Raw genomic sequence first — 13,529 nt, forward strand, 5'->3', positions numbered from 1 at the left:
GTTGACCATCACGATGGTCTCCGTCTCGGATAGCGCCGGCGGTGCCGAGGCGCACACCGTCGCGCTCGGCCAGGGAATGCGGGATCGCGGCCACGACGTGGTCCTGTACGGCCGGTGCCCGGGGTGGGACGAGCACAGCCTGACCCGACGAGAGATCGGGCTCGGCCCGAAATGGTCGCGTCGGACGATGGCCACCGGCCTCCTACGGGTGCCCATCGAGCGACACCGGACGCGGACCATCGCCGACTCCTCGATCTACCACCTCCAGTTCAAGCGGGAACAGATCGCCCTGACCGCGCCCCTGTCCCGCCGAGCGCCGGTGGTCTGGACGGAGCACGGGCGGTGGATGGGCGGTCCGGCCGGCCGGCTGCTGCTCGCGGGTTACGCGCGCGCGGCCGAGCACGTCTCCCGGGTGGTCTGCGTCAGCGCGGCCGTGGCCAGCGACCTGGAACCCGTGGTCGGCCGGGACAAGCTCGTCGTGGTCCCGAATTCGATCGACACCCGGCGCTACGCCGCCCCGTCGGCCCCGGCGCGGGCGGCGTTGCGCCGACAGTTGCTGCCGAGCCACCTCCAGGACCGCCGGGTCGCCGTCCTCGCCGCGCGGCTGCACGCCGCCAAGCGGCACGACCGGGCCATCGCGGCGGCAACGGCCAGCGGAAGCGCCCTGCTCGTCGTCGGCGACGGGCCCGACCGCGAGCGGCTGGAACGGCTCAGCGCGGGCAACACCGACGTGCACTTCACGGGCCACCGGGAGGACGTACCCGACCTCCTCGCGGCCAGCGACTTCTACCTCTACTGCGGGGCCGAGACCGACGGCACGCCGACCTGCGTGCTTGAGGCGACCGCCGCCGGGCTGCCGGTCGTGGCGTTCCGGGGTGATCCCGGGACGGAACTGGTCGCCCGCTGCGGTGGCCTCGTGGTGGAGGACCCGTCAGAACTGACGGCCGAGCGGGCATCGGCGATGCTGGAACTCCGCGGCGGCGGCGTCGCATACGTCGAGCAACAGCACGGCCGCGAGAGCTGGCTCGACGGGTATGAACGCATCTTCGGGGAGTGTCTCCGTTGACCTCTCCTGGACAGACCACGAACACGCCGGGGGACCTCGGCACCCGGGCGGGCACCGTAGCGGCGGATTCCGAAGCGACCGGACCGCCAGCGGGCTCGCGGTCGGCGCGCGGGCTCAGCATGGCCACGGCCGTCTCTCTCGGCCTCCGGCTTCTCGGCATGGCCGTCGGCATGGCGACCAACTCCGTCCTGGCCCGCTATCTGAACCCGGACGGGTACGGTGTCTTCGCCCTCGCGCTCACCCTGGGCACGGCGGCGGCACAGGTCGCCGACATGGGCACGACGATCACCGTGAGTTCCCGGATAGCGCGGGAGAAGGCGTCCGCCGGCCGAATCCTGAGTACCGGCCTGGTCATCCGCACGTCGGTGGCGCTGGTCGCGACCGTCGTCCTGCTCATCGCCGCCGCCCGAGGGCTTTTCGGAGAGTCCAGCTCGGTCGTCGGCGTCGTCGCCGTGGCGACGCCGCTGTCCGCGGCGTCGGTGCTCACCGCCGGCGCGACGGCCCGCTTTCGTCCCGAGGTGTCCTCGGTCCTCGCCCTCATTCAGGGCGTCCTCTGGCTGATCGCGGTCGTGGCCATCGCCCGCACCGGCGGCGACGTCGTGCTGCTCGGCTGGTTCTTCGTCGCCGTCGTCGCGGTGCAGACCTGCGTCGGCGTGCTGATCAACCGAAGGCTGGTGCCACTCGGCCGACCGTCGTGGGCGGAGGCGGGTCGGATCTTCGCGCTGAGCTGGCCGCTCGCGATCAGTGCGCTGGCGGTCATGGCCTACTACCGGCTCGGCTCGGTGATCCTGTTCCACGTCCGGGGCGCCGCCGAGGTGGGCTACTACTCGGCCGCGTACAAGTTCCTCGACGTCGCCCAGCTCGGCCCGGCCATGTTGGTGGCTCCCCTGCTCCCGATCGTGGCGACCAGCTTGTCCATGGACGCCCAGCGCCGCAATCTGATCTTCAGCCTGGCGACGCGCACCGGCGCCGTGATCGGCGCGGGTACGGCGGTCATGCTGATCGCCCTCGCTCCCGCCCTGGTCGGCTATCTCTACGGAGACGACTTCGCCCCGGCGGTCAGGCCCCTGGTCCTGCTCGCCGTGGCCTTCATCGGCATCACCCTCGGCTATGTCGGCACGACGATCTGCTCCGCGCTGGGCGTCGTACGGCCGATCGCGGTGTTGACCGTCTCGGTGGCGGTGGTCAACCTCGCGGCACAGTTCTGGGCCTGCGCCCGATGGGGAGCCACGGGTGCCGCCGCGGTCGCGGCCGCGACGGAGTTCGTCATCGGCGTCACGACCTGCTTGTTGGCGGCGCGGGCGATGACGTCGCGACTGCCCGTGCGGGAGATGGCGGCCGTCCTCGCCCTCGGCGCCGCCACGATTGTCGTGTTTTGGCTGGTCCGGCTTCCGTGGCCGGTCGAGGCAATGTTGGCCGCCGGCATGTTCGGCGCCGCGGTGCTGGCCTCGCGGGCGATCACCCCCGTGGACCTCAGGCGCGTGCTGTCCCGCAAGGCCTTGTGAGTACGCCGACGGCGAAGACCTCACCGCAGCCGATCAGTAGGTGGCGCCGGTCTGGAGGTGCTGCCAGGTCAAGCCGGTACACACCACCGGCCCTGTGCCGCACGGCAGGCGAGCGTTGGTGTTCGTGGCCCGGCTACCGTCCACCCTGACGAGTTCGCTGACGTCGACCGCCAGGTCCGGTGCGTACGAGACCACCGAACCGCCGCTGGTCACCGCCACTCCTCGTGAACCGGGCGCGGAACGTAGCCCGTCGCCGCGGACCACCACGGCGCCCGACCCGCGCACCTTCGCGAACCCGCCGGTGCTGTCGTCGATGGTCACCTTCGACAACAGCAGCTCGGTCTCGGTGTTGAGGTCGGCCAGCCAGACCATTCCGGTCGTCTGCACGTCGTCGACGACCAGCCGCGGCAGGGTGTGCGTGGCCGCCGGTGCGGTGACCAGGCCGCCGCCATTGCCGACGCCCCGCACACCGGAGAGAGTCGCCTGCCGGACCGTGGCCTTCGCCGCCCACTCAGGCAGTTCGAGCAGGTGACTGTCACCGGTCGCCGCCACGGTGATCGTCCGTAGGGTCAGGTCGTCCACCGCGCCGGCGATCCGGATGGCCCTGGCACCGGACGACGTGCCGCCGACGGTCAACCGCTCCACCCGCAGACTCCGGACCGTCGCCTTCGCGTCGATCGACAGGAGGGAAGCGGTGCCGAGCCGCGTGACGTCGACATCCTCGACGGTGAGGGCGTCGACGGCCGTGGGAGTGGACGGGGCGACGTGCACCAGCGGCCGGTTCGCGCCGGGACCGTCGACCGTCAGCCCGCGAAGGTGGACGCGACCCACGGACGAGCCGTCGATCCGTACCACGCCACCCCGACCGGGCAGGGTGGCCGCACTGACCCGCTCCACGACCAGTTCGTCGACGCGGCCCCCGGTGGTGCGCCAATCGGCGGTGTCGTCGCCGATCCAGAGGACGCTGGTGCCGGCGAGACCGGTGACGCCCCGGACAGTGGTGCGTGACGCCACGGTCTCCGGCGACCCGCCGAGCACCTTGACCAACGCGGCGAGTGAGGCCGCGCTGACGTCCTCGATGACCGTGTCGGTCACCGGCCCCCACACGTCGTCGTAGGCCTGCCAGTCCCGAGGAGTGATGGCGACCGTGTCGTCGCCCGTCGATCCCCGGATCCCGGAGATCCTGGTCCGTGCGGCAGGGCCCTGGATGTGGACTCCGTCGGAGTGCACGGCGAACCTGATCCGGGTGACCGTGGTGTCGGTGACGTCACCGAGGGAGATGGCGTACTTGTCGCTGGCGGTCTCCACCGCCAGACCGTTGAGCGTCAGCCCGTCCACGCGTCGCCACCGCAGGGTGTGCAGGTCAGGCCCGACTCCGCCGACGCCTTCCGCGCGGACCCAGGTGCCGCCGAGGACGGTGATGTCCCGGTCGCGACCGCCGGCGGTGGCCGCCTTGTTGATGAGGAGGCTGCAGGCGCTGCCGGCGGCCAGGGTTACCGTGCACCCCGACATGAGCAGCACCGTGCCGCTGTGCACCACGAGCGGCGCGCTGACCTGGTAACGGGCGCCGTGCGGCCCCTGGACCAGGCCGCCCGCTCCGGCGCGGAGAGCGGCGTTGAGCGAGGCGGTGTCGTCGCCACCAGAGGGGGGCGGCAACCGTACGGTGCCCGCGTGGGACGAGCTGTCGCCGGAGAGAAGCGTGCCGCCGGCGAGGACCATGGTGCCAGCGCTGGCGAGGAGGGTGCGGCGGGTGATCATCTGCGGCTCCGGGGGGTGACCCCGGACGACCCTACCGAACGGCGGCCATCGACGGCGAGCGCGTACGGTTCCCGCCGTCGCGCCCGTCCGGACGAAAACGCATACATCACATCGGCTCCGGCGCACGCCCGTCCCGATTCGCGGTGATCTTCCGGTCGCGCCCCCGATCGCCTTTCCTGATACTGTGAGCCGCGACGGCCGCGTGGCTGTGATGTTCGATCTGCCACATTGCACGGCCGCCCTCCTCGCGGGCTGCTTCGGCGGTGGTCGTCCCGCGACTATCACGGCTTCCGGTTCGGCGTTGTTGTCAGCAGGGTTCTGTGTCAGCGAAGGCCGGCGGAACCTGATCTCGGGGCAAGGGCAGCGATGGGTTCCAGAGGGACTTCGACGGCTTCGGGCACGGATGACGCGCAGATTCGTCCTCCCCGACAGCCCCTGGACCGACCGGACGTCCCCGGCGAGGCTGGAGGCCGACCGCACCGGGCGCGCATCCCCGCCTGGATCACCGGTTCTCTCGCCGCCACCGCACCTCGGCCGATCGCCTGGGCTTCCTGGGCGGTAGCGGCGCTCTCCGCCGTACACATCGCCTGGACGCTGCGATCGCCCGTCGGGATCGTGCTCGCGCTGGCACTGCCGTTGCTGGTGCTTCGCCTTCCCGTGACCGGCATCGCGCTCGTGGCCGTGCTCGCCCAGGAGATCAAGCCGAACGGGCGCTTCGGCGAGTTGACCACGCTGGGCCACCAGGTTTTCATCAGCTCCGGGAAGATCCCGCTCGCCCTGCCGCTTGCGTTGGCCGCCGTGCTCGCGGCAGCCGCACGATCGTGGCCACCGGCGCGACCTCGTCTCCGTTCGGCTGGCGGCGTGCTGCTCGGGGTGGCCGCCGCCCTCGTGGTCCTGAGTGTCGTCAGCGGTCTGGTCCACGGGCAGTCGCCCTTCTCCGCCGTCAACCAGAACGCCCGCCCCTTCGTCCTGCTGCTCCTGGGCCTCATCATCGGAATGAGCCTGCGGCTGCTTCAGGACGACCGGAAGTCGCTGGAAGTGACGGTAGGAGCGGCGCTGTGCGTCCTGCTCGCCGCGGCGGCCATCGCGATTCCCCTCGGCGAGATCGCTGACGACCGGCTCAGCGACTATTTCGTCTACTACGACTCGGCACTGCCCGCGATCGCGGCGGCGGTGTTCATCGGCGTACTCGGTGACGACCGGTGGCGCTGGGACTGGCGGCACCTGAGCGTGGTCGCAGCCGCCCCGCTACTCGTCCTGATCAGTTTCCGGCGGAGCGTGTGGCTCGCGGCGCTGGCCGCCTTCGTCGTGGTCCTCGTGCTGACCTGGCAACGGTGGAAGCGGGTTGCCCGACAACTCGCCTTCGTGGTTCCCGCGCTGGCCGTGATCGTGTTCGCCGCACCGGGCTTCGCCGCGGATCTCGGCCTGCGCAGCGCGGGAAGCTTCGAGCTCAGCAGCAGCCCGAGCGGCACGCCCAGCCCGAGCAGCACGCCGACGGTGAGCACCGCGCCGAGCCCGAGCGACACACCGAGCGCGAGCACCACGCCGACCGCGAGCACCACGCCGAGCGCGAACAGCGGACCGGTCGCGAGCGGCACACCGACGGCGAGCAGCACCCCGAGCGCGAACAACGCGCCGACCGCGAGCAGTACGCCAAGCGCGAGCAGCGGACAGGACGGGCCTTCCAGCCCGCCCACCAAGGCCGCGCCGACCCAACGGACCCAGGAAAGCATCAAGCACCAGGCGGAGTCGACGACCGGACACCTCAGCGACCTGCGGCTCGGGTGGGAATACGTCCAGGCGAATCCCTGGACCGGGGTGGGTCCCCAGTCACCCCAACTCCCGGGCCTCGCTGCCGGCGACTCCACCCGGGTGTACGTGCACAACGAACTGCTGCAGGACTGGCTGCGCTACGGTCCGCTGGCACCGGTGCTCGTCATCCTCTTCCTCGTGGCCGCCGGTCTGGCCGCACTGAAGGCGGTGCGGGACCCTGACAGCGACGTGGTGGTCCGATCTGCGGCCGCGTTCTGTCTGATCGCACCCCTGTGTCTGATGACCGCGCCATTCCTGGCCGAGACGAGCCGATGGCCGCTGGTGGTGGGCATCGCGGCCGGGATCGTCGCGCCGTTCCTCCTGCCCCGTGGCCGGCCCGATCGGGGAACCGGGATCGGCTCGCCGTCCGAGGTCATCGACAAGGCCGCCTAGGATGACCGACTCCTCACCACGTACGCTGCGGCTCGCACTCTGGGCCCAGCGCCAGGCGCACGTCGTCCCGAAGCCGCTGCGTCGGATGGCCGGACGTACCCTCCGGCTGTTCACCAATCCCGGCGCCGCCGCGTCGGGTCCGAGTGAGGACTGGTCGGTCCCGCTCGTGCGCAACCGAGGCGGGGGCGACCTGGAGGCATTGCGGTCGCCCGCCACCGATACGCGGCGGTCGAGCCCTCCGCCCACCGCCGAGGTGACCGAGCGCCGGCAGGTGCGCTGTGCGGTCGCCGTGGGCGTGCTCGACGTCGGGGGTGCGGAGGAGGTCGCCGCGTTCCTCGCCCGCCGGCTCCCCGCCCACGCCTTCGAGACCGTGGTCGTCTACGCGGACACGCGCCTGCCCGGACAGGAAGGCGAGGGTGGACGGCTCGCCTCGGCTCTCGCCGCCGAGGGCGTCGCGACACAGCGGCTCACGCCCGAGGACGCCGGCGCCTGGATGCGTTCGTGGCGGCCCGATGTGGTCAGCGCCCACAACGCCCGCGACTGGCTGTTGGACGCGGCCACCGAGGCCGGTGTGCCGTGGGTGGAGACGCTGCACGACATGCATCGCTTCTACCACCCCGAATCCTGGGCACCGGAAGCGCAGCGGGCACGGCGGGTCTCCGCGCAGATCGCGGTCAGCGATCTCGTCCGTCAGCAGTACCTCGCCCGCGTACCGACCTATCCCGGCGACCGGGTCGTCACCGTGCCGAACGGCGTGGACGGATCGCGCGTCCTCCCCGTGGACCGGGCGCAGGCCCGCGCGGCACTGGGGCTGACGGACGAGTTCCTGTTCGTCTCGCTGTCGCGATACTGCCTGCAGAAGAACACCTTCGGCCTGGTGGCGGCCTTCAGCGACGTGGCGGCCCAGCACCCGGACGCTCACCTGCTGGTGGCGGGTCGCGCCAACGACGACCTCCTTTACTACGAGCAGACCCGGCAGCTCGCGGCGTCCCTGCCGGGCACCGAGCGGATCCACCTGCGTGGACACTGCGCCAACCCGTCGGCGCTGCTGGCGGCGGCGGACGCCTTCGTGCTCGACTCCTTCTTCGAGGGTTGGTCGCTGTCGTCGATGGAGGCCCTGGTGGCCGGAGTCCCGGTCGTGCTCACCGACGTCGGTGGGGCCCGCGAGCAGTTGGGCGACGGCCGGCGGGGTCACCTGGTCGCCAACCCGGCCGGGAATGCCGAGCTGGTGGACTGGCCGGTGATCAACGACCTTCGGTACCGGCCGCAGGGGAACCGACCGGAGCTGGTCTCGGCGATGTCTTCGATGATCCGCGAACGCGCGGCCTGGACAGCCGCCCGCCCGCGCCTGCGCGACGAGGCGATCAGGCTCTTCTCCCCAGACGAGTCCCTGGCCGGGCACGCGCGGGTGCTGCGCGCCGTGGCGCTCGGTGAGCCCGTGTCGACCCACACCGGGCAGGCCAACGTCGGCTAGGGTTCCGCGCCGTCTGGTCAGCCACCGCCGGCGCGGAAGACCTCGGCAACCGTACGCAGCACGATCTTGAGGTCGAGCCAGAGCGACCAGTTCTCCACATAGTAGTTGTCGAACCTCGCCCGATCGGAGATCGGCGTATCGCCGCGCAGGCCACTGACCTGCGCGAGCCCGGTCAATCCCACCGGCACCCGGTGGCGCATCGCGTAGTTCGGGTACTCGGCCGAGAACTTCTCCACGAAGTACGGCCGCTCCGGACGCGGCCCGACCACGCTCATCTCCCCTCGCAGGATGTTCCAGAGCTGAGGCAACTCGTCCAACGACGTCCGGCGCATGAACCGCCCGATCGGTCCGACCCGCTGGTCGTGGGCGATGGACCAGTTCGTCTGCGACTCGTGCTCGTCCACCGGGCGCATCGAGCGGAACTTGAGTACCTGGAACGGCTTGCCGTAGCGGCCGATGCGCTCCTGACGGAACAAGACGCCCCGGCCGCCGTCCAACAGCGTCGCGATCACGCAGAGCAGCAGCAACGGGCTCAGCACGATCAACGCCAGCGCGGCGAACGCGACATCCGAGGCGCGCTTGATGGCCCATCGTGGGCCGGTGAACGTGATGTCTCCGATCTGCACGATCGGGATTGCGCCGACATGGTCGGGGTAACGGCCGTGGGTGCGAGAGCCCCAGAGGCGGGGCACCGCCCAGAGGTCGCAGCTCGCGCTGACCGGGTGAAGCAGATATTCGATCAGCGCCGACTCAGGACAGTCGGAATCGGCGATGACGAGGACCTCACAGTCCAGCAGCCGGACGAGATGCTCCAGGTCGTCGAGGGTGCCGACGAGCGGAAGTCCGCTGACGTCCTGCCGGGACGCCGCGTCGACGCAGCCGACGAACCGCAGCCCGTACCGGGGGTAACGGCGGAGCAGCCGGGCCAGTTCCCCGGCGATCGGACCGCTGCCGATGATGATGGCATTGTGCTCCAGCCAGCGGCGCTTACGCGCGGCGATGATGAGCGCCCGGGTGCAGGTCCGACCCACGATCACCAGGCCCGCCGAGAGCGCGACGTCGTGCATGAACCCGCTGACGTACGGCACCGAGTCGTGGCGGTAGGCCGCGATGATGGCCACCACCGCGCCGCAGGCCAGCAGCCGCCCGCAGATGCCCGGCAGTTCGTCCAGGATGCTCAGGTGGCGGCGGGCCCGATAGAGCCCTCCGGCCGCGAAGACGGCCATGGCGAGGCCGGCGTTGGTCAGCGTGCCACGCCAGTAGTTCTGGCTCAGCAACAGGGGAGCCAGCAGTGCGGCGAGGTCGACGGGAACGGTCAGCATCCAGGCCCGGAGCCGGCGCGTCCGCTTCGAGGTTCGGGAACTGGCGTACGGCAGCACCGCGGTCGTGTCCAGACCGATCCGCGCCGGAGCGGTGACCGCGGCCTCGCCGGCCAGTTGCCCGGCGGGGAACACGGCGAGTATCCCCTCGTCGTCGTCGGCCGCGTCGGGCGGCGATGCCGCGATGGGTCCTGCTTCCTCAAGCTGCGTCGCGGTCGCAGCCGGGTCCCTCGTCGCCGAGTGCCCTGACATTGTCGATCCTCCCCCGTGACCGCCCGGTCCGCGCATGACGCGGGCTCCGGGCGATCGCAGGATACGAGCGACTCCGCCGCGCCGCCAGAGCCGGCCCGACAGAGCGAGTTCCTACTTTCCGGCGGAAGTGATCTCCGGAACCGAGTCGCGGCGGACCGCGTCGAACAGCTCCTTGGCCCTCGCGGTGTCCGCGAACACCACGCTCTCGCTGCCGACCCGGCCAGTTCCCTTCACCGGGCAGGTGTAGAAGCCGAGATTGCCGCTGCGCAGGTGGCGCATCTCCATCGCGAGATCCACAAGAGACATCGACTTGTCCACCGCGACGGAGCTGGCCGTGGCCCGTACGAACGAGTTCAGCTTGGTGGGGCTGCTCAGCGTGCCGCCGGAGGCGGCCTTGTCGAGGATCGCCTTGATCACCTGCTGCTGGTGCTTGATCCGGGTGAAGTCGCCGTTGGCGAAGGCGTAGCGCTCCCGGGCGTAGTCCAGCGCGGCGGCCCCGTCCATCGTCTGCCGGCCCTTGACGAACTCCCGGCGGCCGTCCGGGTTGAGCGAGTGCCTCGACGTGAAGCTCTGCTCCACGTCGATCTCGATGCCGCCCAGGGCGTCGACGATCTCCTTGAAGCCGGAGAAGTCGACCATCGCCACGTGATCGATGCGGACGCCGGTGAACTTCTCCACGGTCTGCACCATCAGCGGCACGCCGCCCCACGCGTACGCTGCGTTGATCTTGGCGTCCCGGCCGCCCCGACCCTCCTTCGACCGGGGGATCGGCGTCCAGGTGTCCCGAGGGATCGAGATGAGCTGGGCACTCTGCCGGTCCTTGGGCAGGTGGACCAGGATGATGGTGTCGCTGCGGGACCCCCCGGTGTTCTCCGGGTCGCGGGAGTCACTGCCCAGGATCATGATGTTCATCGCGCCCTTGGCCACCACCTGGGGGCGGGACTCCTCGGGCACGTTCTCGAACGCGTCCACCCGGTCGATGGAGGAGTTGACCGAGCGGTAGTACAGCCCTCCGGCGAGGACGCCGCCGCCGGCGAGCAGCACCACCACCAGCAGCACGATCAGGGCGATACGCCGACCCCGGCGACGACGCGGAGCCGGGGTGGACGGCTGCTCGGCACCGTCCGAATCCACTCCAGATGCTGGGGTGGGCGCTTCGTGGTCCGCGAGCTGCTGACGATCCGACATGTGCGCGATGCTACTGACTCGCTCTCCGACACGGTGACCCTCGTCCGGCGAGCCGGTCGGTAGCTGGAAACTTTTCCTGTCGGTCACCGCCCGGAACTGGTACAACCGCACTCGTGGACGCAACGAAGCTCCGTCGGGCCATCGCCCGTACCCCGCTGGCGCCGGTCGCCGCCTTTCCGAAGCGGCTGGCCAAGGTCGCCCGGTACGACAGCCGGGTGCTGGGCACCTCAGCCCGCTGGCTGTTCACCTCGCGGGAGCATCACAACTACACGTACGACCTGACCAAGCTGAGCCGACAGCATCTGGCCTGGTTCGTCAGCGTCGCCTGCGACGTGCCGGTCGGGCAGGTGCGGGGTTGGTTCGCCGAACTGGAGGCCGACGAGACGCTGCGCGGGCACATCGAGGCCGCCACCGCCGCCTCGGCCCGGCGCGGCCTGGCCGACCGGCAGGTCCGCTACGCCCGCCGGATCGGCTGGTACGCGATGGTCCGCGCCCGCCGGCCCGCACACGTCGTCGAGACCGGCGTGGACAAGGGGCTCGGCAGCTGCGTCCTGGCCGCCGCGTTGCTGCGCAACACCGCCGAGGGGCACCCCGGTCGGCTCACCTCGCTCGACATCAACCCCGAGGCCGGCTATCTCGCCCGGGCCACCCCGTGGGCCGACGTGGTCGACCTGGTCATCGGCGACTCGATCGCCTCGATCCGCGCGCTGGACCGCCCGGTCGACATCTTCCTGCACGACAGCGACCACAGCCGGGGACACGAGAAGAGAGAGTTCGACGCGGTCGAGGCGAAGCTCGCCCCGGGGGCGCTGCTGCTCACCGACAACGTCACCATCACCAACGTGCTCGCCGAGCACGCCGAGCGGACCGGCCGGCGCTTCCTCGCCTACCGGGAGACCCCGGCCGGGCACTGGTATCCGGGTGACGGCATCGGCGTGGCCTGGTAAGCAGGACTCCTGCGGCCGTCTTAGCTTTCGCTTAGCCCGCTTGTCCGGCGGCGGGCAGATCCGGCAGCATCGACCGGCGTGACCGCCGGCAGCGCTCCCAGCGCCCCACCCTCGCCCGTCGACGCCGCCCGGCCCGCGCGACGCGGTCCGGGACGCCGCCGGGCCGCTGCCCACCCACGCCGCTGGTTGGCCGCCGGCGGCATCGCGCTCGCCGCCCTGCTCGGGGTGGCCCTCGCCGTACGCGGCGGCGCCGCCCCCGCCTGCGCCGCGCCGCCCGGCGCGCTCGCCGGGCCGCCGCTCGGTGGCACCGTCCACAGCGGGAAGGCGACCTTCTACGACTCGAAGGGCGCCGGCGGCAACTGCTCCCGGCCGGCCGCGCCCGCCGACCGGCGCTACGTCGCCCTCGGCCCCACCGAGTACGCGGCCGGCGCGGCCTGCGGCGGCTTCCTCGACGTCACCGGCCCGAAGGGCACCGTCCGGGTCCTCGTCATGGACCAGTGCCCGGAGTGCGAATCCGGCCACCTCGACCTCTCCGCCGAGGCGTTCGCGCGGATCGCCGACCCGGTGCAGGGCGTGGTCAAGGTCAGCTACCGCGCGGTGGTGGATCCGCCGCTGCCCGGCCCGCTCACCTTCCGGATCAAGGAGGGCGCGTCGCAGTGGTGGTTCGCCGTCCTCGTCGGTGACCACGGCAACCCCCTGCGCTCCGTCGAGGTACGGCAGGGCGGCAGTTGGCGCGCGACGGTCCGCCAGGACTACAACTACTGGCTCATCGACTCCGGCGCCGGGCCCGGGCCGTACACCATCCGGGTCACCGACGTGTACGGCCACCGCGTCACCGCCACCGGGGTCCGGATGCTCCCCGGCCAGGTGCAGCGCAGCAGCGTGCGGATGTACGGCGGGGCCGGCGCCACCCCGTCCCGGTCGGCGACGCCGTCCCGTACGCCGTCCGCCCGGCCGACCCCGCGGCCGTCCGCCTCGGCCAGCGCGTCGGTGGCCCCGACCACCGGCGCGGCCGTGCTGGACGCGGCCGCCGCCCCACCGTCCCTCGACGTGACGCCCGCCGCCTGTGGCTGACGGCGCGCGCGGCCACCTGCCGTCCGAGCCCGACGGCCGGCACGCCCGGCGGGCGGTGGGTCAGGCCACGGCGCGACCGGTCAGGTCGAGCCACATGAAGATCTCGTCCCGGTCGTCGCCGGGAGCCAGGCGTAGCGCGGCGGGCAGCCGCCCGACCTCCCGATAGCCGAGCCGGCCGTAGAACGCGCCCAGGCCCTGGCCGCCCCGGACCGTCACGTGCAGCGCCTCCAGGCCCAGTTCCCGCCCGATCCGCTCGGCCTCGCGCATCAGCGCCGCCCCGTACCCACGGCCCTGGGTGTCCGGGTGGACCATCACCCGCTTGAGCACCCGCCAGTGCGCCTGTAGGTGGACCGGTTGTCGGCGATGACCAGGAAGGCGACCGGCCGATCGCCCTCGTAGCCGACCAGCAGCCGGTCCAGTCCGTCGCCGAGGCCGGCGAAGGTCTGCTCGGCGACGGGCCGGACCTCGGCCGCGGTGACCGGTGCGACGAAGCCGACCGCGCCGCCGGCGTTGGTGACGTCCACCCACAGGGCGAGGATCTGTTCGCGCAGCTCAGGAGTGAGGGCGGGATCGAGGACGAAGCGCAGTTTCACGCCCGCCATCCTGCGTGAACGACGCCGCCCGAAGCTGCCTTCGTGACCTTCACGACAGTGCTGCTGGTGCGGGAGAGGGGAGTCGAACCCCCACGTCCTTTCGGACACGGGCTCCTAAGGCCCGCGCGCCTGCCTGTTACGCCACTCC

Annotated in this window: 9 protein-coding genes and 1 pseudogene; 6 read left to right on the top strand and 4 right to left on the bottom strand. The window is 71.6% G+C overall.

Annotated features, from left to right (window positions below; all coding sequences use genetic code 11):
* Position 1: 1 nt before the first annotated feature.
* On the top strand, positions 2-1,066 hold the full coding sequence (locus GA0070621_RS29250; protein ID WP_091201781.1) for a glycosyltransferase family 4 protein: 1,065 nt from the start codon (positions 2-4) through the stop codon (positions 1,064-1,066).
* Between the two features lie 119 nt (positions 1,067-1,185).
* The gene (locus GA0070621_RS29255) at positions 1,186-2,571 is read left to right on the top strand and encodes an oligosaccharide flippase family protein (RefSeq protein WP_091201783.1); all 1,386 of its coding nucleotides are present in this window, start codon (positions 1,186-1,188) and stop codon (positions 2,569-2,571) included.
* Positions 2,572-2,604: 33 nt separating this feature from the next.
* On the opposite strand, the gene GA0070621_RS29260 is transcribed toward GA0070621_RS29255, so the two are convergent.
* Positions 2,605-4,329, bottom strand: coding sequence for a hypothetical protein (locus tag GA0070621_RS29260; protein ID WP_091201785.1), 1,725 nt, complete (start codon positions 4,327-4,329; stop codon positions 2,605-2,607).
* Positions 4,330-4,944: 615 nt separating this feature from the next.
* Between GA0070621_RS29260 and GA0070621_RS29265 the strand changes: the two genes are divergently transcribed.
* Entirely contained in the window at positions 4,945-6,534 is a 1,590-nt protein-coding gene (locus GA0070621_RS29265) for an O-antigen ligase family protein (RefSeq protein WP_157740092.1), read from the top strand.
* Between the two features lies 1 nt (position 6,535).
* The gene (locus GA0070621_RS29270; protein WP_091201790.1) at positions 6,536-8,008 is read left to right on the top strand and encodes a glycosyltransferase; all 1,473 of its coding nucleotides are present in this window, start codon (positions 6,536-6,538) and stop codon (positions 8,006-8,008) included.
* 17 nt (positions 8,009-8,025) lie between these two features.
* Here the strand turns inward: GA0070621_RS29270 and GA0070621_RS29275 are convergent, their stop codons facing one another.
* Both GA0070621_RS29275 and GA0070621_RS29280 read right to left on the bottom strand, forming a co-directional pair.
* Positions 8,026-9,579: a sugar transferase gene (locus GA0070621_RS29275; protein WP_167667587.1), complete on the bottom strand. Its 1,554-nt coding sequence runs from the start codon at positions 9,577-9,579 to the stop codon at positions 8,026-8,028.
* Positions 9,580-9,690: 111 nt separating this feature from the next.
* On the bottom strand, positions 9,691-10,767 hold the full coding sequence (locus tag GA0070621_RS29280; protein WP_091190036.1) for an LCP family protein: 1,077 nt from the start codon (positions 10,765-10,767) through the stop codon (positions 9,691-9,693).
* 113 nt (positions 10,768-10,880) lie between these two features.
* Between GA0070621_RS29280 and GA0070621_RS29285 the strand changes: the two genes are divergently transcribed.
* Together GA0070621_RS29285 and GA0070621_RS29290 are read left to right on the top strand one after the other, a co-directional pair.
* Positions 10,881-11,714: a class I SAM-dependent methyltransferase gene (locus GA0070621_RS29285; protein WP_091190040.1), complete on the top strand. Its 834-nt coding sequence runs from the start codon at positions 10,881-10,883 to the stop codon at positions 11,712-11,714.
* A gap of 78 nt (positions 11,715-11,792) precedes the next feature.
* Positions 11,793-12,788 (top strand): expansin EXLX1 family cellulose-binding protein, encoded by a 996-nt coding sequence (locus GA0070621_RS29290; RefSeq protein WP_091190043.1) that lies wholly within the window; start codon positions 11,793-11,795, stop codon positions 12,786-12,788.
* Between the two features lie 60 nt (positions 12,789-12,848).
* Here the strand turns inward: GA0070621_RS29290 and GA0070621_RS29295 are convergent.
* A pseudogene (locus tag GA0070621_RS29295) lies at positions 12,849-13,381 on the bottom strand (N-acetyltransferase family protein).
* Positions 13,382-13,529: the final 148 nt, after the last annotated feature.

It is taken from the genome of Micromonospora narathiwatensis (assembly GCF_900089605.1).
Classification (GTDB): Bacteria; Actinomycetota; Actinomycetes; order Mycobacteriales; family Micromonosporaceae; genus Micromonospora; species Micromonospora narathiwatensis.